Below are 20,067 nucleotides of genomic sequence, written 5' to 3' on the forward strand. Positions count from 1 at the left end.
AATTGTGATCGCCAACCGTCCTACCCCACTATCAGTGCCATTTTCATAACAGGATTGGCATTGCCAGAGTGGTTGTGGCGGGCGTCGACATCTTATGCTGCGTGAAAATCAACTCAGAGGACGCAGTATGTCACAGGCCATTCAACGCAACGCGCAGGTCGCGATGACCCGCCACCCGCATTTTTTACGTACCGCCGAAGCGCTCAGACCCGTACTGCGCAGCCAGTCGCGCCAGCCGATGGCGGTGATACAAGCCCATGCCGACCCCGAGGCCCTGTTCGGCTGGCGCGGGGATGAAGTAGGCACCTTAGCGGACTTTTCCCGGCGTGAACTGACCAGCGGTGACAGTGCGATCATCGATTTCGGCAGCCACATCGTCGGCTATCTGCACTTCACCTGTCTGAGCGCCGGCAGCCCCCCCGACGCCCCGGCCCATTTGCAATTGACCTTCGGCGAAACCCTGTGCGAAGTGTGCGAACCCTTCAGCGATTATCAGGGCTGGCTCAGCAGCAGCTGGTTGCAGCAGCAGGACCTGTGGCTTGACGTGTTGCCCGCCGCCGTCGACCTGCCACGCCGCTACTGCTTTCGCTACCTGAAAGTGGAGGTTAAGGCGGTGTCGGAGAAATTCCGCCTGCGTCTCAACCAGATCCAGGTCAATGCCGTGACGTCAGCAACGCAAACCTGCCCACCGGCGGTGACCACCGATCCGCAGCTTCAGGCTATTGACCGGGTTGCCGTCCTGACCCTGAAGAACTGTATGCAGGAGGTGTTTGAAGATGGTCCGAAACGTGACCGCCGCCTGTGGCTCGGGGATTTACGCCTGCAGGCGTTGGTCAATGATGTTACCTTCGCGCACCACGATCTGGTCCGCCGCTGTCTGTACCTGTTTGCCGGTCATACCCGGGAAGACGGGATGGTGTCAGCCAACGTTTTCGTCCAGCCGGACGTGCTGGCTGATGATACCTTTCTCTTTGATTACTCTCTTTTTTTTGCCGACATTCTCTATAACTATCTGCACAGTACCGAAGATGACAAAACCGCTCGCGAACTCTGGCCGACGGCGCGTCGACAAATCGACCTCGCCCTGGCCCGCTGCGAAGCGTCTGGCCTGGTGCGCGATAGCGATGACTGGTGGGTCTTTATCGACTGGCAGGCATCATTGAATAAACAAGCCGCGGCTCAGGGCGTGCTGATCTATTGCCTGCGCCGCGCCATCCGGCTGGCCGAGCGCTTTGAGCCTGAGCGGGTGCCGGACTACCGCGCCCGTTTGCAGCAGCTCTGCGCAGCGGTACAGGAGAGACTGTGGGATGAGAAGCAGGGATTTTACGTCAGCGGCGCACAGCGCCAGGTCTCCTGGGCCTCGCAGATCTGGCTGGTGTTGGCGGAAGTCGGTAGCGCCGGGCAGCGTCGGGAGATCATGCATAACCTGCGACGCCATCCGCCGGCCATCGCCATGAATACCCCCTATTTGCGCCATCACTATATCGCCGCCCTGCTGCAGTGCGGGCTCCGTGAAGAAGCCATTGCCGAAATCAAGGCCTACTGGGGCGCGATGATCAACTACGGCGCCGATACCTTCTGGGAAATTTTTGACCCGGCGGATCCTGAGTTTTCCCCTTATGGCAGCAAACTGATCAACAGCTATTGCCATGCGTGGAGCTGTACCCCGGCCTGGTTTATTCGCCAGTACGGACTTTAACAACAACAATAAGCGAGTGCATTTTATGGCAGAAACATTCTTTACCCGATGGCGGCAGCGCATTGGCTATGGCATCGCCGACCTCTCCTGCAACCTCGTGTGGCAGATGATCTCTTTATATCTGATGTTCTTTTATACCGATGTGATGGGCCTTCCCGCCTACTATGTCGGCCTGATGTTCCTCGTCACCCGTCTGGTTGATGGCGTCGCTGACGTACTGATGGGGCTGGTGATCGATAATACCGCCACCCGCTGGGGGCGCTGCCGTCCGTACCTGCTGATTGGCGCAGTACCCTTCGGTGTGCTCTGTATTCTGGCCTTCTACGTGCCCGATTTTGGCACCACCGGTAAGCTGCTCTACGCCTTTGTGACCTACCTGTGTCTGTCGTTTCTCTACACCCTGGTCAATATTCCATTTTGCGCGATGCTACCGTTTCTGACCAACGACTCGCGGGAGCGCACCACGCTATCGGCGGTGCGTATTCTGCTGGGCTCACTTGGGGCAACGATTGTCGCGGTCGCTACCCTACCGCTGGTCGGGGCGCTGGGCAACGGTAGCCAGGCCGATGGTTTCTTCTATACCGCGGTGGTTTTCGGCGTGATGGCCACCTTCTTCCTGCTGGTGAGCTTCCGTAACGTCAAAGAAAACATCCGCATCACCGAAGAACGGATGACCTTAAAACGTGCGTGGGTCAGCCTGCGCGCCAATCGTCCCTGGTTGGTCTTCGCGGTGAACATTTTCCTGATGTGGGGGGCGTTCTTCTTCCAGACCGGGGCGCTGGTCTATTTCTTCCACTACTACGTTGGCAATAACGATCTGACGGCGATCGTTGCCGGGATCTCCACGTTTGTCCCGCTGCTGGGCACTCTCACCGTTCCGCTGCTCGCCAGCCGGATGAAAAAGCGCCACGTTTATCTGTGGGCGAGCACGATTAACCTCATGGGTATGGGCATGATGATGGCGGCCGGCGCTAACAGCTGGGGGCTGATTGCCGGGGCGGTGGTACTGTCCCTCGGCGCCGGTCAGCGAACGGCCATTTACTTCTCCATGCAGGCGGATCCCGTGGATTACGGCGTGTGGAAAACCGGCATCAATACGGCGGGGATTTTAACCTCCATCAACGGTTTTTTGGGGAAAGTGGCGATGGCCGGCGCGGGTGCGATCACCGGCGTGCTGCTCTCTTCCGGCGGCTATATCGCTAACCAGGTACAGAGCAACAGCGCAATGTTGGCGATTAAAGCCTGTTATCTCTACATCCCGGCGCTGCTGATCGTTGCCTCAATGCTGTGGATCGGGCGCTTCTATCGCCTTGACGATCATTACGAACAGATTCGCGCCGACCTCGATGCAGGCCGCCGCGCGCCGCCCGACCCGTCGGTGGCTTCAGGAGAAAAACACGCCATCTAAGGCGCCCCTGCACCGTTCTACCTCTGGAATAAATAAGGATTGATATGCGCATCTCTGTGATAAGCGCAGCGGTTTGCTGCGCCCTTTTTTCGGCCTTCGCCGCCGATGCCACGCCGCTTTCTGTCGAACAAAGGCTGGCGCAGCTGGAAGCTCGCCTGAACCATGCCGAACGTGAGGCGGGAGAAGCAAACCGCCGGGTGCAACAGGCGGAACAACGGACCACCGCCGCCGAGCAACGTGCGGCGGCAGCGGAAAAACAGATACAGACCCTGAGCCAAAGAACCGCGGTGGCCGAACAAAAACAGCAGGCGACCGATAAGCAGCTGGCGAAGAGCAGCCTAAGCGACGGGTTTGAGTTCAATGCCTATGCCCGCGCCGGGATGCTGGTTGACAGCCACGGCAAAGGCGCACGCGGCGGCCCGGGGATCTCTCCGGCCAGTTCGCTCAACGGTGATGCCCACGTTGGCCGTCTTGGCAATGAAAAGGATAACTACGTCGAGCTAAGCTTTGGCAAGAAGATGACCTTCAGCGACGGGTCGTGGGCACGCTTCAAAACGATGCTGGCCGATGGTGCGACCAACCCGGACCCGTGGGTACAGGATAACGACAGCCATCATCTGAACGTGCGCCAGCTGTACGTCGAGATGGGAAACTTCGCCGACTTCTCCGGACCGTTTAAGCACGCGTCGATCTGGGCGGGTAAACGCTTTGACCGCGATAACTTTGATATCCACTTTACCGACAGCGATATCATGTTCCTTGGCGGCACCGGCGGCGGGATCTACGACGTCAACTGGGGCGACAGCCTGCGCGGCGATTATTCGCTCTATGCGCGTAATTTTGGCGACCTGGGAAGCGATAACTACGCAGATAACGACATTCAGAACCTGATGTTTACGGCAAACCACTTCTGGCAAAAATGGCAGCTGATGACCACCGCGATGACCGCTCAGGGCAATGATTCGCTGAAAGATAATACCTCCACCACCGGCAGCTACGCTCTGCGCAGCGACAATACGGCGAAAAATGGCTATTACGCGATGCTCGCGTATCACGACAAAGAGCGGTTCTACGGTCTGGCTCCGGGAGTATCGGAAAGTGCTCTGCAGTACGGCAGCGGACTGGGCGCCGAGGCGCGGCAGCCCGGTAGCGATGGCGACCTCACCGAGAACGCCAAATCGTTACGTTTTGCCTCGTACGGCATTTTACCGCTGGGGAAAAACTGGCAGCTGGCGCCATCGGTGATTGCCCAGCATAGTGAAAACCGCTACCGCGACGGCGACCGCTACGACTGGGCGACCTTCAACCTGCGCGTCTCGCAGGCGCTGACCCGTAACTTCGCTCTGCTGTACGAAGCGTCATGGCAGTATATGGACCTGAATCCTGACGGGCGTAGCTACCGCTATAACGACAATCTGTACCAGTATCAGGCGGTGAGCGGCGATTTCTATAAGCTGACCTTTGCGCCGACGTTTAAGGTCGGCGATGTGTTTGATATCAAGGCTCGCCCGGAAATTCGGTTCTTCGTAACGTGGATGAACTGGGACAAAGCGCTGGATCACTACGCTATCAACGATGATTTTGGCAGCAAAGGCTTTACCGCCGGGGGGAACTGGAACTTCGGCATCCAGTCGGAGATTTGGTTCTAATCGGCAAAACCGTGGCCGCTGCTGCGGATGATGATCTGCAGAAAACAGGTCGCCCGGCCCCTGCACAGCATCGCCCGGGCGACAACATCCGCACTCTTTTAAAACCGTATTCCGTGACAACAGACCGCCACGGCGACGGGCCTGGCAGCGGCCTGCTGACAGGTAGCCCGGACAAGTGCGGCAATCACTGTCCGGGAAAGGTTCGCCATTACATGCTGTAACCCGGCTTCTTAATCAGCTGCTCCATCTGCGGGGCGATTTCGCTGTCCCAGACTTTTTGCCAGTCGCTTTGCTCAACCTGATTGAGGGCGACGCTCACCGCCCCGTCTTTACTGTTCAGATGGCGGATCAGCACCTCGGTAATGTCGGCGGCCAGGGCGCTTTTTTGATCATCGGTCAGTTCGCGGGGAAAACATTTAATATCAACATGCGGCATAGCAGGCTCCTTATTGTGAGAGCGATAAACTAGCATAGCGGTAGTCAGTCGGTTGGCCTTTTGTGCTTTAAATCAACTCGTTGTCACGCAGTACCTGCTGCAGATCCGGGTGCTGACAGACTTTGTCAGCCACGGCGACAAACTTCGGCGTATGGGCGGAAAACCACTCCCGCCGCGGACCCCAGCGGCACATCGTCGCAATATAACAATCCAGCAGGGTTATCTCCGCCCCCAGCGCATAAGGCGCCGCCGCCAGCTGCTGCTCCAGCCACAGGTACAGCGATTGACGATAGAGGATGCAGTTTTGCCGCAGTTGCTCCGCCGCATCGGCGGCCCAGCGCTGCGGATAATCGGCGTAGGTAAAGGTGGGATAAACATTGGCCACCAGCCAGATCAACAGACGCTGAAACTGATGGCGCTGCGCTGTGCCCGGCGCCGGCGCCAGATCCGGACGGCTATCGAGGATCATCAGAGCCATCGCGGCGGTTTCGGTCATCACGCTGCCATCCGCCAGTCGCAAAGTGGGAACCTGACACAGCGGGTTTATCTGCATCAGGCTATCGCGCTGCGGCCCCGGCTGGTCGAAGCCTGCTACGTTAACGAAATGGTAAGGAATGTTGGCGAGGGTCAGCATCAGCTCACCGATCGCCGATCCCCAGCCGGGAACGCCATAGACAGTAATCATCATCTGCCTCCACGATAAAGCTTAAGTTTAGACACAAAATCGGGCTGACATGCTGGAGATCCGGCCAGCAGTACGGCGCAAGATGCTACAGAACAGGCGTTATCCGCGATGATCTTTGACCGGTAGCGCTACGTTTCGCGTAGCGACGCCCTGCTTTTCAATACCTCATACCTTACCGCTTATCCGCAGAATACTCGCGGCGTTGCAAGCAATATTCATGGCTGACGATTGAGAAAGGGTGAAAATGTCTTCCAGAATTTTTTGGCACACTGAATGTCATATAAGCTGTTAACCACGGCACTGACAATCAGAATAAACATCGCCAGGTAAACAAGAAATAAAACGACAAAACAGGCTACCGCGGCCGCGCCTGACATTTCGGCTACCACATCGGGCACCGACATAAAGAATCCGTATATGATAGCGGCAATCATCAGCCCGCCGAAAATAACTATCTCCCGGCGCGCCTTTTTCCTTTTACTGGACGGTTGCGTCACGCCTGAATTCGTAACATTCAGCAGCCTCGACATCCGAAGAAAGCTATTCAGGGTTGGCTCATTGAAATCGATATTGTTGCTGGCAATATACTCGAGAATTTTATGACTGATGGTCACCGGATATCTTATGCCGATACCTTCATATAACGCCTTGATAGCCAGTAAATCAAACGGGGTAAGATCGTTTTTATTTTTCAATTGATTAATACGGCGAAACGTTGCCAGGCGCTTTTCCACATTCACTTTATCAAACTGACTGTCACGATGAAGCTTCCTGCCTTCTCCCCAGCGATTATAAACAGCGCGAATGAATGCGACAACAGCAGGAAACACCACGCCCGATAAGGGTATAATAACTTCTGATAATATATTCACTTCAATCCCTTGATGATTATTGATGTAAAGAGATGGTCCCAGCAGAACCGCGGAGTGAAAATATTAACCACACGAAAAATATACGGATTTTGATAAAAATCAAAATCGTCATCATCATATTTATCTTTGGAATTAAAAACCGGCGAGCTGAAAATGATGGTGCAGTTATCATATTAAATACGTTGCCGAAAGTTAAATCCGCCACACAACGCATAAAGTGACATTGACATCATCTTTGCCGATTGCTGAACACCGCGATGAAAGTCGCTATCAATAATAATCCCCCGCTGTTTCGCCCCGTACTCCGGCGAAACAGCGGTTTTTTTAGTAGGTAATGCCCGGCGGATTCACCTGCGATTGTGTCACCGCCTCCCCCTGTTCGCCCCAGCGCGCCAGCACCTGCTGGTACTCTCCGCGCGCAATGGCGCCATCGAGCGCCGCCTGCAACGCATACACCAGGCCATTGCCCTTTTTGGTGGTGGTGGCGACCCAGGCCTTTTTCGGCCCCAGCCCAACCACTTTGGTTGCTCCGGTCAACGCCGCTTTATAGGCTGCCGTGGACTGCGGGCCAAAAAAGACGTCGGCGCGCCCTGACTGAATATAGAGGTTGCCGGAGGCGTCATCGGTCAAATAGATCGGCAAAGCCGGTTGACGTCCCGCCGCTTCATTTTCCCCGTTCCAGCCCAGCAAAATGCGCTCCTGATTCGTGCCGGATCCGACGATCACCTTCCGCCCGGAGAGATCCGCCGCACCGCTGATTTTGTCGATGGCGCTGGTGGATTTAACCGAAAATGCCAGCGAATCGACGCGATAGGTGGCGAAATCGAACTTCTCTTTGCGCGGTTCGGTGACGGCGATATTGACCAGCGCCACGTCATAGCGCCCGGAGGTGATCCCCAGCGGCCAGTCTTCCCATGCCGTCGGCACCAGTTTCAGCTTGAGGCCTAAACTGCCGGCCAGCAGGCGGGCAATATCCGGGTCGCTACCGATCCGCGTCCGGTTGTCGCTGGCCAGCAGCGCCAGCGGCGGGGAATTAAGCGCTGAAATCGCCACCGTCAGCGTACCGGGTTCAACAAAGCGATAGCTGGCCGGGATCCTGGCGATCGCGGCGTTGTCCACCGTTACCGGCAGCGGCCGTTCATTCGCCTGGAGATCGATTTCCGCCTGCGCTCCCGCAGAGAGCGCGCCCAGCGCCAGGGCGACTATCCTTTTTTTCATGCCAGCACCTTTGATAAAAATTGCCGCGTACGCTGATGCTGCGGATGATTGAGCACCGCATCGCTGCTGCCCTGCTCAATAATTTTCCCCTCGACCATAAACACCACCTGATCGGCCACTTCGCGGGCAAAACCAATCTCATGCGTCACCACCACCAGCGTGGTACCGGAGCGGGCCAGCTTTTTAATCACATCGAGCACTTCGCCCACCAGCTCCGGATCCAGCGCCGATGTCGGTTCATCGAACAGCAGCACTCGCGGCTTGAGGGCCAGCGCCCTGGCGATGGCAATACGCTGCTGCTGGCCGCCGGAGAGATGGCGCGACCAGGCCTCGGCCTTGTGGCGCAGCCCCACCACGTCCAGCAGCTCATAAGCGCGCGCGATGGCCTCTTTGCGGCTCGCCTGCCGGTGGGCAATCGGCGCTTCAATCAGGTTTTCCAGCACCGTCAGATGCGGGAACAGGTTGAAGTTCTGAAAGACGTAGCCGACGTTAACGCGCTGGCGCAGAATCTCTCTCTCCTTCAGCTCATAGAGCTTATCGCCCTGGCGCCGATAGCCAATGTAGTCGCCATCAATCTGAATAAACCCTTCATCCACTCGCTCAAGATGGTTTATGGCACGCAGCAGGGTTGATTTCCCCGAACCGGATGGCCCGAGGATCACCGTCACCGTGCCGGGCGCAATTTCCAGCGAGACATCATCCAGCGCTTTATGGCGGCCAAAATACTTACTGACGCCGGTAATCGAAATATGGCCGTTATGAGAGTTGGGCATGAATGGCCTCCTGCGGTTTCTGCGGCTGGCGAGAGGATTCATCGGCGCGCGCCCGGCGCGGCGAGTTGACCGCCGAACGGCGTTCGCTGCGCGCCAGGGCGCGTTCCACCAGATATTGAATCAGCGACAGGACGCTGGTGATAGCCAGATACCAGACGGCCCCCACCATCAACAGCGGGATCACCTCCTGGGTTCGGTTGTAAATCATCTGGATGGTGTAAAACAGCTCGGGCATCGCCAGTACATAAACCATCGCGGTCCCTTTGGCGAGGCTGATAATCTCATTGAAACCAGAGGGTAAAATCGTGCGCAGCGCCTGAGGCAGAATAATACGCAGCGTACGCCGCCACGCCGGCAGCCCCAGCGCCGCAGCCGCCTCATACTGACCGTGGTCAACGCCGAGGAAACCGCCGCGAATGATCTCCGCGGTATAGGCGCTCTGCACCAGCGTCAGCCCCACGACCGCGGTGGAGAACTGCCCCAGCACATTGATGGTCTGATAACTCCCCCAGCTGATCCCGGTAAACGGAATACCGAGCGATAGCGTGTCATACAGATAAGAGAAGTTGTAGAGGATGATCAGCACCACAATCAGCGGCAGCGATCGAAACAGCCAGATATAGCCCCAGGCCAGGCTGCTCAGCAGCCACGAGGAAGAGAGCCTGGCCAGCGCCAGCAGTCCGCCAAAAATCACGCTCAGGACGGTACCCAGCAGCGTCAGCAGCAGCGTTTGTCCCAGCCCTTCAAGAATGACCGGGTCAAAGAACCAGCGGGCGAAAACCGCCCACTCCCAGCGCGGGTTAAAGGCTACCGACTGCACGACGACCGCCAGCACCAGCAGCGCCACCACCGCGCCAACGGCGCGCAGCGGATAGCGCGCCGGGATCACTTTAATCGTTTCCGATCTGTTCATGTTCTCTCCTCAGGCGCTGCGGCTTAAAACGCTTACTGCCAGCGCTTTGGTGAACCGTAACCGTCCGTCAAATGGCGGCTGGCTGTACTCTTCCGGGTTGCGTGCCAGGTCAAACTGCGCGTCGTACCCCTGACTCAGATAGAGCCTGACCGCTTCCGGCTGGCGAAAGCCGGTCGTCAGGTAGATATGGCTGTAACTTGCCAAAACCGCCGCCGCTCCAGCTCCTGTACCACTTTCGCCGCCAGCCCCTGCTGGCGCAGGGCCGAATGGGTCCAGATGCGTTTGATTTCCGCCGTATGACTGTCCTTCGGCTTATAGGCGCCGGTGGCGATAATTTCGCCTTCACGTTCAAGGACGATAAACAGCCCCTGCGGCGGCAGATACCACTCGGTCAGCTCAACCTCCGCATCGCGAGAAAAATAGTCGCCATAGCGCGACGCGTATTCGGCGAACAGGCCGTGAATAATCGGCTGGAGTTCCGGCGCTTCAGGTGAGATATCGCGAAATGCTGCACTCATATTGCCTCCTGTTAATCGCCCAGCCCGGCCGGGTTAATTTCGGATTGCGGGATGCTCTCCACGCTTTCCCCCCAGCGGGTAAGCACTTTGCCATAGTCACCGTTCTGAATGGCGCCGTTTAACGCCGTCTGCACGGCCTCAACCAACCCGCTGCCTTTTTTCAGCGTAACTGCAATGTGCGCCGCTTTCGGCCAACCGCCGTCCACGCTGCCCACCAGTTTGGTCTTCCCGGTCAGCGCGGCCTTCCAGGCGCCGATCACGTTCGGGCCAAAAAAGGCGTCGGCGCGACCGGACTGAATGGCCAGCGTCTGGGCGGCATCATCCTTGGTGTAGACCGGCGTAAAGGGCTTCAGCCCCTTTTTCAGGTTTTCCGCATTCCACGCCAGCAGAATGGCTTCCTGGTTAGTGCCGGAGCCGACGATAATCCGCAGCCCGGCAATGTCTTCCGCCTGGTCAATTTTACTCAGCGGGCTGGTACTCTTGACGTAGAAACCCAGCGAGTCCTTACGATAGGTGGCAAAGTCGAACTTCTCTTTGCGCTCTTTGGTGACGGTAATATTGCTGATCGCGGCATCATATTTGCCGGAGGAGACGCCCAGCGGCCAGTCCTCCCAGGAGGTCGGCACGACGTTCAGCTCCAGCCCCAGGCTGTCGGCGACCAGGCGGGCGATATCGACTTCGCTGCCGAGCAGGGTCTTGTTGTCGTCCGAGAAGACGGTCAGTGGCGGCGAGTTCAGCGCCGCAACCGCCACGGTAAATTTACCCGGTACCGCAAGGTGATAATTCGCCGGCAGCCGGGCGATCGCCTGCGGATTTTTGGCCGTGTGCACCGGCGCTTTATTGGCCTCCACGCTTACGCCGGTACCGTTGATGTTGACGTCCTGCGCCCATAATGGCGCGCTGAAACCCAGCGCAAGGGCCAGTAAAAGTGACTTTTTCTGCATAGCGAGCGTTCTCTGTTGTTATTGTTGTTGGAATTGATTAACCGGCTGCGTCAGCCCCAGGCTTTCGCGCAACGTCGTTCCCGGATACTCCCGACGGAACAGCCCGCGCGCTTGCAAAATCGGCACCACCCGATCGACAAAGCGCGGGAAGGTATCCGGCGTGCCGCCCTGAATGATAAAACCGTCGGCCCCTCGCTGTTCAAACCAGAGCTGTAAACCGTCGGCGACCTCCTGCGGCGTACCGGCGAAAAGCGGGCGCGGGCTGGCGGCTTCCAGCGCGACCTGGCGCAGGGTCAGTCCACGTTCGCGCGCATTGTGCTTAATTTCATCGGTGGTGCTGCGGAAGCTGTTTTTCCCGAGGTCGCCAATATCGGGGAACGGTTCATCCAGCGGATACTGCGCAAAGTCATGATGTTCGAAATAGCGTCCGAGGTAGTTGAGGGCGTCCTCAATCGATACCAGCGCGGCGGTCGTCTGGTATTGCTGTTCGACGTCGTCGGCATCGTCACCAACAATCACGCTGACGCCCTGGAAGATATGTAGTTGGTTATCCTGACGACCGCAGGCCGCCAGCTGATGCTTCACATCTCGATAAAACGCCTGCGCTTCCGCCAGTGACGCCTGATGGGTAAAAATGGCATCGGCATGGCGGGCCGCCAGCTTTTTACCGTCATCGGAGGCCCCGGCCTGAAAAATAATCGGTCGCCCCTGCGGCGTACGGGAAATATTGAGCGGGCCGGCAACCTGGAAAAAATCACCGCGATGGTCGAGGGTATGCAGCTTATTTTTATCGAAGAACTGTCCGGTAGCTTTATTACGGACGAAGGCATCTTGTTCCCAGGAATCCCATAATCCTTTCACCACCCGCAAATATTCATCGGCAATACGGTAGCGCAGCGCGTGGTCAGGATGCTGCGCGCGCGAAAAGTTTTTTGCCGATCCTTCCAGCGGCGAGGTCACCACGTTCCAGCCCGCGCGTCCCTGGCTCAGATGGTCAAGGCTAGCAAACTGCCTCGCGGTGGTAAAAGGCTCGCTGTAGGAGGTCGATAAGGTGCCCACCAGCCCGAGATTGCGGGTGACCGCCGCCAGCGTCGAGAGCACGGTCAGCGGTTCAAAACGGTTTAAAAAATGCGGGATAGATTTCTCATTAATATATAAACCATCGGCAACAAATAAAAAGTCCAGCTTGCCCTCTTCGGCTTTTAAGGCCGTCTGCTTAACGAACTCAAAATTAATACTGGCATCCGCCTGCGCGGCCGGATGACGCCAGGCGGACATATTTCCCGATGCGCCGTGTAATATTGTGCCCAGACGCAATTGTCGTTTTTCAGACATAGCAACCCCTTTCCTTGCCGAAAATAAAAACAGAAGCCCGAACGCTCAGGCGTCAGATCTGGCCTAAAGCCTGCTCCGCCAGCGCCGCAAAATAGCGGGCCGCCGGGGCAATTAAGTTGTCATCCGGATTGTAGGCCGGGTGGTGAAGACCAAATTCGCTGGCGCTGCCGATACTGACAAACGCGCCGGGAATATGCTGTAGATAGACGGCGAAATCCTCGCCGCCCATATGCAGATCCGCATGGCGGGTGCGGTAGCCGGAGCGAGCGGCAACGTCGCTGGCAAATTCCGCCCAGCTCGGGTCATTGACCAACGCCGTGGGACCGGCGTACCAGAACACATCTATCTGGGCGCCAAAAGCACTGGCGAAACCGGCGGCAATATCGCTGACCCGCGCCTTGACCCGCTGCTGCACCTCGCTGCTGTGGGTACGCAGGGTACCTTCCAGCTCCACGCTTTCCGGCAGCACGTTCCAGGTATTGCCCCCCTGGATCCGCGTTACGCTCAGGACCACCGAATCGAGGGTGTTCACCTCGCGGCTGGCCACGCTCTGCAGGACGGTGACCAGCTGGCTGGCCAGCAAAATCGCATCTTTGCCTTCGTGCGGTCGGGCGGCATGCGCCCCTTTGCCGGTGACCTTAAAGACGAAACGATCGACGTTGGCGTAGAACGCCCCGCCGCGGGTGGCGAACTCGCCCAGCGGCAGGCCGGGTTCATTATGCATACCGAAGATCGCCGAGACGCCCTCCAGCGCCCCGGCGCGAATCAGGGTTTTCGCCCCGCCAAAATTCTCTTCCGCCGGCTGGAACAGAATCCGTACTCGTCCCGGGAGCGTCGCTTCGCGTTCTTTCAGCAGCAGCGCCGCCCCCAGCATCACGCTGGTGTGAATATCATGGCCGCAGGCGTGCATCACCCCTTCGTTTTGCGAGCGATACGGCAGGCCGGTGGTCTCAGCGATCGGCAGCGCATCGATATCTGCACGCAGGGCGATAATCTTCTCGCCGCGGCCCACTTCGACGACCAGGCCGGTTTTCAGCGCGTAGGGCAGCACCCGCAGGCCGCCGCTCTCAAGCCAGTCGCGGATGCGCGCCGTCGTCGCCACCTCCTGCAACGAAAGTTCCGGATACTGATGCAGCTCGCGCCGCCAGCTAATCAGCTGTTGTTCAAAGCTCATGGCAACACCTCCGCGCCAAGATGGGCCTGAGCCAGCAGGCGGAGTGAGTCGAGGCGCGCCTGCCCCTCGGCGATCGGCGTGTCGATGATAAATTCGTCAATATGCCAGGCGGCATGCAGGGCGTCGAGCTGCGCTTTTACTTCGTCTGCGGTTCCCGCCAGCAGCGAGGCCTCGCGGCGGGCGATGCGCACCGGCGGACTTCCGGCCTGACGGGCAAAGGCGGCCGCCTGCGCTTCGCTACCTACCGTCACCCGCTGGCCGTTTTCCAGTTCGACGCCCCAGATTTCAATCTGCTTCGCCAGTTCAATCGCCGTGGCGCTCTCTTCAGCGACAATGACCTGGATAGCGATGATGGCGTCGCGGCGACTCAGCGCCCGCCAGCGGGTTAACACCTCGCGCAGCAGCGTTTTGTCGCCGTTAAGGTGGGCGGCGAAAACGAAATTCCAGTCCAGCCGGGCGGCGAGCTGAACGCTCTCCAGGCTGGCGCCGAGCAGGAAGCCGTCGGCGCGACGCGGCGGGATTGGCGTGGCGCGCAGGTTCTCTTCCCCTGCGGCATCGGTGAGCGACAGCCAGTTATCCAGCTGGGCGAGGCTATCGGCAAAAGTCTCCTTCTGCGCCGGATCAATCCCCTGCTGCAGCGCCCGCGTTGCCAGCGGCAGGCCGCCCGGCGCTTTTCCGACGCCAAGATCGACGCGGCCAGGCGCTATCGAGGCCAACAGGTTGAAGTTTTCCGCCACTTTGTACGGGCTGTAGTGTTGCAGCATGACGCCGCCGGATCCGACGCGAATCTGCCGGGTCTGGCCAAGGATCCAGGCAATCACCACTTCCGGCGACGGGCTGGCTAATTGATCGGTGTTGTGGTGCTCGGCAATCCAGAAGCGGTGATAGCCCCAGGCTTCCGCCTGTTGCGCCAACGTTAATGTACGCGTCAGCGCCTGAGCGGCCGTTTCTCCCGCCGCCAGCGGACTTTTATCCAGGATACTGATTCGATAAGACATTTCGCAGGCTCGTATTAATTAACATGCCTGCATTATTAGAATCTGCCGCGGCCACTGAGAAACAATTTATTTACATGTACTCTGCCGGAAAATAGATATACGCACTTAACGCGGCGCCACCTGCCGCTGCAGCTGACGGATGAAATCCTCGGTCTGCCGCGGGTGACGCAGGCGTACAAAGCGGATGTGCCGATACGCCGGGTCGGTCATATCAGACTGATAACGCTGGCGATTGTTCTTCCAGGTTTTGAGGGTCCACCAGATAATCGAGTCGCGGCTGAGGAAGGCGCGACGGAAGCTTTCACGGTTGCCGGTTCCCGGCCACAGCTCCTGACCGCTGCTTGCCCGGGAGATGGCCCGACAGATGGCCTGGCGCAGAGTTCGGGCGAAACCATAATCCACCCACACCACCAGATCGACATTGCGCCACTTAACCGGGCGGCTGCGGTTGAAGTTGCCGTCCAGCACCCAGCCGGGAGTCTCGGTGGCTGCAACCACCCTGGCGAAGAACACCTCATCCGGCACGCCCTGCCACTCCGCGCGCCAGTAAAGCCTGTCCATCTCAATGTAGGGAACGGACAAGATCTGCGCGAGCCTTCGCGCCAGCGTCGATTTGCCGACGCCACTGGTCCCCACTACGTTGATATTCATCGCTGTCTCCCAGCCGTTGCGCCGCTGAGAATCATAGCCCGAAAAAGCCCAACGGCGCTACCGGCTGCCCCACGGAACACGGCCGGTAGCTCGGGCCGGACGCGGGGCCAACGGGATTAGCCTGCCGGATACTGGTCGTCGGTCACTTTTTCCAGCCAGCTTACCGGGCTGCCGTTTTCGGCTTCGGCAATCGCAATATGCACCAGGGCGGTCTCGCTGCTGGCGCCGTGCCAGTGTTTTACGCCCGGAGGAATCCAGGCAATATCGCCCTGATTCAGCGCCTGCGGCTCTTTGCCCCACTCCTGCAGCCAGCCGCGCCCCTGGGTGACGATCAGCGTCTGACCAAGCGGATGGGTGTGCCAGGCGGTACGCGCGCCGGGTTCAAAAGTGACCGTCGCACCGCCCACTTTTGCCGGCTCGCTGGCCTGGAACGGCGCATCAATACGAACATCGCCGGTAAACCAGCTATCCGGCCCCTTTCTCGAAGGCTGTGAGCCGCTACGAATAATGTTCATTTCTGTTCCTCTCAACATGACGTGTCTGTTCAAAGTAGTGCAATCTGGCAACGAGGATTAGACTGCAAAATCAGAAAGGAACCATGAACGAAATTCATTAATCCGGAAAAGTGATGTTAAAAGATAACGTTAACGACCTGTTGTTGTTTATGGTGGTCGCCCGCGAGCGTAGCTTCACCCGTGCGGCCGCTCAGCTTGGCGTCTCCCAGTCCGCCCTCAGCCACGCGATGCGCAACCTCGAGGCCCGGCTCGACGTGCGGCTGCTGACCCGCACCACCCGCAGCGTGGCGCCTACCGAAGCGGGCGAAAAGTTGTTCCAGCGCCTGAGTCCGCACCTGCAAGAGATAGAACAGGAGCTTCACGCTCTGCGCGATACCCGCGACCGTCCGGCGGGTAACCTCCGCCTGACCGCCAGCGAGCATGCCACCAGCGCCGTGCTCTGGCCGGCGCTGAAAAACTTCATGTTGCAATACCCGGAGATCAATATCGAAATCACCGTGGACAACGGCCTGACCGATATTGTCGACGGCCGCTATGACGCCGGCGTTCGTCTGGGTGAACAGGTTGCCAGAGATATGATTGCCGTGCGCATCGGGCCCGATATGCGCATGGCGGTAATCGGTTCAGCGGCCTATTTTCAGCGCTACGGTATCCCGCAAACGCCCTACGATCTCGCACAACATCGCTGTATTAATCTGCGCCTGCCGACCCTCGGCGGTATCTATGCCTGGGAGTTTGCGCAGGACGATCACGAAGTCCGCGTGCGGGTTGAAGGACAAATTACCTTAAACAGCCTGCCGCAGCGAATTGATGCCGCGGAATCGGGGCTGGGTCTGGCCTATGTCCCGGAAGATAGCGTGCAACAGGCGCTGGCGGAAGGACGACTCATCCGGGTCCTCGAGGCCTGGACTCCCGCCTTCCCCGGCTATCACCTATACTACCCCAGCCGCCGCCAGCATACGACGGCCTTCAGCCTGCTGGTGGACGCCCTCCGTCTTTGAACTCATTGATATTTAAGCAAGTGCGGTCGAGAAATGTTTTACGTGCGTGACTATCTCGATACGTGTAGGATGCTGCGCCATGCTCTGCTTATCTCCTACGTCAGAATGATGGGAAAGCCAGCATAACGTACTGCTACTCAGCGGTGCGATGAACCACTCATGGACATTGACAGGAAAATGGGTACATCAATGAATACAAAGCAACACTCGACGGCGGAACACCATGCCGCCAGACGTCACTGGCTCAACTCCCAGGAATCGGGCTATCACAAAGCGATGGGCAACCGTCAGGTACAGATGATTGCCATCGGCGGCGCCATCGGTACCGGCCTGTTCCTCGGCGCAGGCGCGCGTTTACAGATGGCTGGCCCCGCGCTGGCGCTGGTTTATCTGGTCTGCGGCCTGTTCTCATTCTTTATCTTACGCGCCCTCGGCGAACTGGTGCTGCATCGTCCTTCCAGCGGCAGTTTCGTCTCCTACGCCCGCGAGTTTTTGGGTGAAAAAGCGGCCTACGTCGCCGGCTGGATGTACTTCGTTAACTGGGCGATGACCGGGATTGTCGATATCACCGCCGTGGCGCTGTATATGCACTACTGGGGCGCCTTCGGCGATGTCCCGCAGTGGGTCTTTGCGCTCGGGGCGCTGGCGATCGTCGGTACCATGAACATGATCGGCGTGAAGTGGTTCGCCGAAATGGAGTTCTGGTTCGCCCTGATCAAAGTGCTGGCGATTGTCGCCTTCCTGGTGGTCGGGACCATTTTCCTCGGCAGCGGCAAACCGCTGGACGGGAATGCCACCGGCTTCCACCTGATTACCGATAACGGCGGTCTGTTCCCGCACGGGCTGATGCCTGCGCTGGTACTGGTTCAGGGGGTGGTGTTTGCCTTTGCCTCCATCGAACTGGTCGGGACCGCCGCCGGCGAGTGTAAAGAGCCGCAGACGATGGTGCCGCGCGCCATTAACAGCGTGATCTGGCGTATCGGCCTGTTCTACGTCGGCTCGGTGCTGCTGCTGGTGCTGCTGCTGCCGTGGAATGCCTATCAGGCCGGGCAAAGTCCGTTTGTGACCTTCTTCTCGAAGCTGGGCGTACCGTACATCGGTAGCGTAATGAATATCGTGGTGCTCACCGCCGCGCTCTCCAGCCTCAACTCTGGCCTGTACTGCACCGGGCGTATTCTGCGTTCGATGTCGATGGGCGGTTCCGCGCCGAAGTTTATGTCGAAGATGAGCCGTCATCAGGTGCCGTATGCCGGGATTCTGGCCACGCTGGCGGTGTATGTCGTCGGGGTGTTCCTGAACTATCTGGTGCCGTCGCAGGTCTTCGAAATCGTCTTAAACGTGGCTTCGTTGGGGATTATCGCGTCGTGGGGCTTTATCGTGGTGTGCCAGATGCGCCTGCGTAAAGCTATCAAGGAAGGGAAAGCGGCGGATGTCAGCTTCAAGATGCCGGGTGCGCCGTTCACCTCCTGGCTGACCCTGTTGTTCCTGCTCAGCGTGCTGGTGCTGATGGCCTTCGATTACCCGAACGGTACCTATACCATCGGTTCCATTCCGCTGATTGCGGTACTGCTGGTGGCCGGTTGGTTCGGCGTGCGTAAGCGCGTTCATGCTATTCATAGTACGGCGCCGGGCGTACAGTCAGCGCAAAAATAACCCTATCGCGGTTTGTCCGTCACCGGGCAAACCGCCGCTTCCTGCTTAGTTATCTTCCACCAGCTGCGACACATCGCTGCTGTTAATCTGGCGGTGATTGCCGGATTCATCCACATAGCTGGTCATACCGGTGTCTTTATCCAGACGCGGCTTACCCTGAGTCACAATGGTCTGCCCGCTTTTCGTCGTCATTACATAGTTTGAAGTACAGCCCGCAAGCAGTGCCAGCATCGCGCCAGCGCACAGAACCATAAATGGCTTATTCATACATCCTCCAGAATGATTAATTCCGCCAGGCAGCAGGCGGCAAAACGATGATTGTAAAACCATAACCGCAATCGGGCCAATAAGTGTTTGTAACAGAGGGTGATTCTGGCGGGCGGGAGGGGTTTCCCCCTCCTCAATCACGACTTACAGCGCGATACGGATAACGTCATCCGGCTGGGTCGCTTCTTTCTGACGGGTCGACTCCTGCTTCACGCTGACATACAGCGTTTTACCGTCGGCGGAGAGCGTCAGGCTGTTCGGGTAGGTCGGCGTTTTGAAGGTTTTGACCACTTTATAGGTTTTAGCATCAATTACGCTGACTTCGCCGGCTTTGCGATGGGTCACGTAGGCTTCATTGCGCGTCGGGTTGAACAGCACCGCCAGGGATTCCGGCGCAGCGATTTTCTGCAGCACTTTGCCGTCGCGCAGATCAACAACCAGCACTTCCGGCTGTTTACTGTCGGTGATGAAGGCGCGGTGGCCGGCGGTATCCAGGCTCAGGTTCAGATAGAAGTGTTCTTTACCGTCATCCTGCAGCTTCTTGCGGCTGAGAATTTTGTTGCTCTCGCTGTCGATGGTCAGCAGCTCGCCATCGGCATTGGTGGTGTAAATACGCTTCGCATCAGCATCCACCGCCAGCCCGGTCGCCATGGCGCCAGTATTGGTGATAGTGTCTTTCAGCGTCAGCTTTTCACCATCCACAACCCAGATCACACTCTCTTTACCCAACCCGGTGATATAGACCGTGTTGGTTTTTTCATTGACCGCCAGCTCACGCGGCGCCAGCGGACGCACGGTTTCACTGCGTTGACGATTGTCGAGCACCAGACGGCCTTTCACCGCGCCGGTTTTCGCGTCAATGGCGGTAACGGTGCTGTCAGTGGTGTTACCAAACCACAGCGTTTGCGTAGCAGTGTTGATCGTCGCGCCGAACGGTTTCAGATCGTTATGAATAACCTGCGTCACTTCCAGCGTGGTCGGGTCGAGACGATAAACAATCCCGCCTTTATCCAGTGAACGGCTTTGAGAAGTTGCGACCCACAGCGCATTTTCCTGCTGGCTGTAAGCCATTTCGTATGCGCCCTTACCGACCGCCTTGCGCAACATTTCTTCTGCCGCATGAGCGCTGAAGCTCCCCGCCAGCAGTAAAGAGGTTAATAACAGTGAACGACGCAGACGCGGCGCGGACAGATGACGTAATGACATGACGACTCCCTTGAATAAAACACCTATGTGCCTGCTCGACATTGCTTCCCTGACACAAAGTCCTGGCTTTGCGTTCATTTTCAAATGCGAATAGTAATCATTATTTGACATGAAGTGGAGCGTTATTTATGAAAACTGACGGCGAAAATAAC

General features: G+C 58.0%; 17 protein-coding genes and 2 pseudogenes. 5 read left to right on the top strand and 14 right to left on the bottom strand.

Annotated elements, in window-relative coordinates:
• Positions 1 to 127: 127 nt before the first annotated feature.
• From Q1L34_RS14030 to Q1L34_RS14040, 3 genes are read left to right on the top strand one after another with little or no spacing between them, the layout of a single operon-like run.
• Positions 128 to 1,699, top strand: a complete 1,572-nt coding sequence (locus Q1L34_RS14030) for an alpha-L-rhamnosidase-related protein (protein ID WP_044351475.1) — start codon at positions 128 to 130, stop codon at positions 1,697 to 1,699.
• A gap of 25 nt (positions 1,700 to 1,724) precedes the next feature.
• Positions 1,725 to 3,107 (top strand): MFS transporter, encoded by a 1,383-nt coding sequence (locus Q1L34_RS14035; protein ID WP_327204110.1) that lies wholly within the window; start codon positions 1,725 to 1,727, stop codon positions 3,105 to 3,107.
• A gap of 44 nt (positions 3,108 to 3,151) precedes the next feature.
• Positions 3,152 to 4,756, top strand: coding sequence for a carbohydrate porin (locus tag Q1L34_RS14040; RefSeq protein WP_032717399.1), 1,605 nt, complete (start codon positions 3,152 to 3,154; stop codon positions 4,754 to 4,756).
• Between the two features lie 208 nt (positions 4,757 to 4,964).
• On the opposite strand, the gene pptA is transcribed toward Q1L34_RS14040, so the two are convergent.
• From pptA to Q1L34_RS14100, 12 genes and pseudogenes are all read right to left on the bottom strand, one after another.
• Positions 4,965 to 5,192, bottom strand: a complete 228-nt coding sequence (gene pptA, locus Q1L34_RS14045; RefSeq protein ID WP_069475968.1) for a tautomerase PptA — start codon at positions 5,190 to 5,192, stop codon at positions 4,965 to 4,967.
• Positions 5,193 to 5,259: 67 nt separating this feature from the next.
• Entirely contained in the window at positions 5,260 to 5,877 is a 618-nt protein-coding gene (locus tag Q1L34_RS14050; RefSeq protein WP_088402665.1) for a glutathione S-transferase family protein, read from the bottom strand.
• A 215-nt stretch (positions 5,878 to 6,092) separates the two neighbouring features.
• Positions 6,093 to 6,749 (bottom strand): hypothetical protein, encoded by a 657-nt coding sequence (locus tag Q1L34_RS14055; protein ID WP_048023505.1) that lies wholly within the window; start codon positions 6,747 to 6,749, stop codon positions 6,093 to 6,095.
• Positions 6,750 to 7,073: 324 nt separating this feature from the next.
• The gene (locus Q1L34_RS14060; RefSeq protein ID WP_015584401.1) at positions 7,074 to 7,967 is read right to left on the bottom strand and encodes a transporter substrate-binding domain-containing protein; all 894 of its coding nucleotides are present in this window, start codon (positions 7,965 to 7,967) and stop codon (positions 7,074 to 7,076) included.
• Positions 7,964 to 8,740: an amino acid ABC transporter ATP-binding protein gene (locus Q1L34_RS14065; RefSeq protein WP_004861634.1), complete on the bottom strand. Its 777-nt coding sequence runs from the start codon at positions 8,738 to 8,740 to the stop codon at positions 7,964 to 7,966. Before Q1L34_RS14065 ends, Q1L34_RS14060 begins: the two co-directional genes overlap by 4 nt.
• Positions 8,724 to 9,653, bottom strand: a complete 930-nt coding sequence (locus tag Q1L34_RS14070) for an amino acid ABC transporter permease (RefSeq protein ID WP_004861632.1) — start codon at positions 9,651 to 9,653, stop codon at positions 8,724 to 8,726. The genes Q1L34_RS14065 and Q1L34_RS14070 overlap by 17 nt, the downstream gene beginning before the upstream one ends.
• A gap of 9 nt (positions 9,654 to 9,662) precedes the next feature.
• Positions 9,663 to 10,171 (bottom strand): annotated as a pseudogene (locus Q1L34_RS14075) (GNAT family N-acetyltransferase).
• Between the two features lie 11 nt (positions 10,172 to 10,182).
• Positions 10,183 to 12,450: pseudogene (locus Q1L34_RS14080) on the bottom strand (NtaA/DmoA family FMN-dependent monooxygenase).
• 52 nt (positions 12,451 to 12,502) lie between these two features.
• Positions 12,503 to 13,624, bottom strand: a complete 1,122-nt coding sequence (locus tag Q1L34_RS14085; protein ID WP_064367547.1) for a M20 peptidase aminoacylase family protein — start codon at positions 13,622 to 13,624, stop codon at positions 12,503 to 12,505.
• A complete protein-coding gene (locus tag Q1L34_RS14090; protein WP_327204111.1) occupies positions 13,621 to 14,622 on the bottom strand; it encodes an MsnO8 family LLM class oxidoreductase in 1,002 nt (333 codons plus the stop codon). Before Q1L34_RS14090 ends, Q1L34_RS14085 begins: the two co-directional genes overlap by 4 nt.
• A 105-nt stretch (positions 14,623 to 14,727) precedes the next feature.
• On the bottom strand, positions 14,728 to 15,273 hold the full coding sequence (locus Q1L34_RS14095) for a P-loop NTPase family protein (RefSeq protein ID WP_327204112.1): 546 nt from the start codon (positions 15,271 to 15,273) through the stop codon (positions 14,728 to 14,730).
• A 116-nt stretch (positions 15,274 to 15,389) separates the two neighbouring features.
• On the bottom strand, positions 15,390 to 15,788 hold the full coding sequence (locus Q1L34_RS14100) for a (R)-mandelonitrile lyase (protein WP_004861615.1): 399 nt from the start codon (positions 15,786 to 15,788) through the stop codon (positions 15,390 to 15,392).
• Between the two features lie 113 nt (positions 15,789 to 15,901).
• Here Q1L34_RS14100 and Q1L34_RS14105 point away from each other — a divergent pair, with 113 nt between their 5' ends.
• Together Q1L34_RS14105 and ansP are read left to right on the top strand one after the other, a co-directional pair.
• Entirely contained in the window at positions 15,902 to 16,789 is an 888-nt protein-coding gene (locus Q1L34_RS14105; protein WP_327204113.1) for a LysR family transcriptional regulator, read from the top strand.
• Positions 16,790 to 16,978: 189 nt separating this feature from the next.
• Positions 16,979 to 18,442 (top strand): L-asparagine permease, encoded by a 1,464-nt coding sequence (ansP, locus tag Q1L34_RS14110; protein ID WP_004861610.1) that lies wholly within the window; start codon positions 16,979 to 16,981, stop codon positions 18,440 to 18,442.
• Between the two features lie 45 nt (positions 18,443 to 18,487).
• Here ansP and Q1L34_RS14115 read toward each other — a convergent pair whose 3' ends face one another.
• Both Q1L34_RS14115 and yncE read right to left on the bottom strand, forming a co-directional pair.
• Entirely contained in the window at positions 18,488 to 18,709 is a 222-nt protein-coding gene (locus Q1L34_RS14115; protein WP_004861607.1) for a YgdI/YgdR family lipoprotein, read from the bottom strand.
• 144 nt (positions 18,710 to 18,853) lie between these two features.
• On the bottom strand, positions 18,854 to 19,915 hold the full coding sequence (yncE, locus tag Q1L34_RS14120; protein ID WP_004861605.1) for a 7-bladed beta-propeller protein YncE: 1,062 nt from the start codon (positions 19,913 to 19,915) through the stop codon (positions 18,854 to 18,856).
• Positions 19,916 to 20,067: the final 152 nt, after the last annotated feature.

The organism is Klebsiella ornithinolytica (assembly GCF_030505655.1).
Taxonomy (GTDB): domain Bacteria; phylum Pseudomonadota; class Gammaproteobacteria; order Enterobacterales; family Enterobacteriaceae; genus Klebsiella; species Klebsiella ornithinolytica.

Excerpts from the sequence above, each read along its gene's own strand:
- Q1L34_RS14085 (WP_064367547.1), bottom strand. The coding sequence starts at position 13,624 with ATGAGCTTTGAACAACAGCTGATTAGCTGGCGGCGCGAGCTGCATCAG.
- Q1L34_RS14100 (WP_004861615.1), bottom strand. The coding sequence starts at position 15,788 with ATGAACATTATTCGTAGCGGCTCACAGCCTTCGAGAAAGGGGCCGGAT.
- Q1L34_RS14050 (WP_088402665.1), bottom strand. The coding sequence starts at position 5,877 with ATGATTACTGTCTATGGCGTTCCCGGCTGGGGATCGGCGATCGGTGAG.
- Q1L34_RS14070 (WP_004861632.1), bottom strand. The coding sequence starts at position 9,653 with ATGAACAGATCGGAAACGATTAAAGTGATCCCGGCGCGCTATCCGCTG.
- Q1L34_RS14065 (WP_004861634.1), bottom strand. The coding sequence starts at position 8,740 with ATGCCCAACTCTCATAACGGCCATATTTCGATTACCGGCGTCAGTAAG.
- pptA (WP_069475968.1), bottom strand. The coding sequence starts at position 5,192 with ATGCCGCATGTTGATATTAAATGTTTTCCCCGCGAACTGACCGATGAT.
- Q1L34_RS14115 (WP_004861607.1), bottom strand. The coding sequence starts at position 18,709 with ATGAATAAGCCATTTATGGTTCTGTGCGCTGGCGCGATGCTGGCACTG.
- Q1L34_RS14030 (WP_044351475.1), top strand. The coding sequence starts at position 128 with ATGTCACAGGCCATTCAACGCAACGCGCAGGTCGCGATGACCCGCCAC.
- Q1L34_RS14105 (WP_327204113.1), top strand. The coding sequence starts at position 15,902 with ATGTTAAAAGATAACGTTAACGACCTGTTGTTGTTTATGGTGGTCGCC.
- Q1L34_RS14095 (WP_327204112.1), bottom strand. The coding sequence starts at position 15,273 with ATGAATATCAACGTAGTGGGGACCAGTGGCGTCGGCAAATCGACGCTG.
- yncE (WP_004861605.1), bottom strand. The coding sequence starts at position 19,915 with ATGTCATTACGTCATCTGTCCGCGCCGCGTCTGCGTCGTTCACTGTTA.
- Q1L34_RS14035 (WP_327204110.1), top strand. The coding sequence starts at position 1,725 with ATGGCAGAAACATTCTTTACCCGATGGCGGCAGCGCATTGGCTATGGC.
- Q1L34_RS14090 (WP_327204111.1), bottom strand. The coding sequence starts at position 14,622 with ATGTCTTATCGAATCAGTATCCTGGATAAAAGTCCGCTGGCGGCGGGA.
- Q1L34_RS14040 (WP_032717399.1), top strand. The coding sequence starts at position 3,152 with ATGCGCATCTCTGTGATAAGCGCAGCGGTTTGCTGCGCCCTTTTTTCG.
- ansP (WP_004861610.1), top strand. The coding sequence starts at position 16,979 with ATGAATACAAAGCAACACTCGACGGCGGAACACCATGCCGCCAGACGT.
- Q1L34_RS14060 (WP_015584401.1), bottom strand. The coding sequence starts at position 7,967 with ATGAAAAAAAGGATAGTCGCCCTGGCGCTGGGCGCGCTCTCTGCGGGA.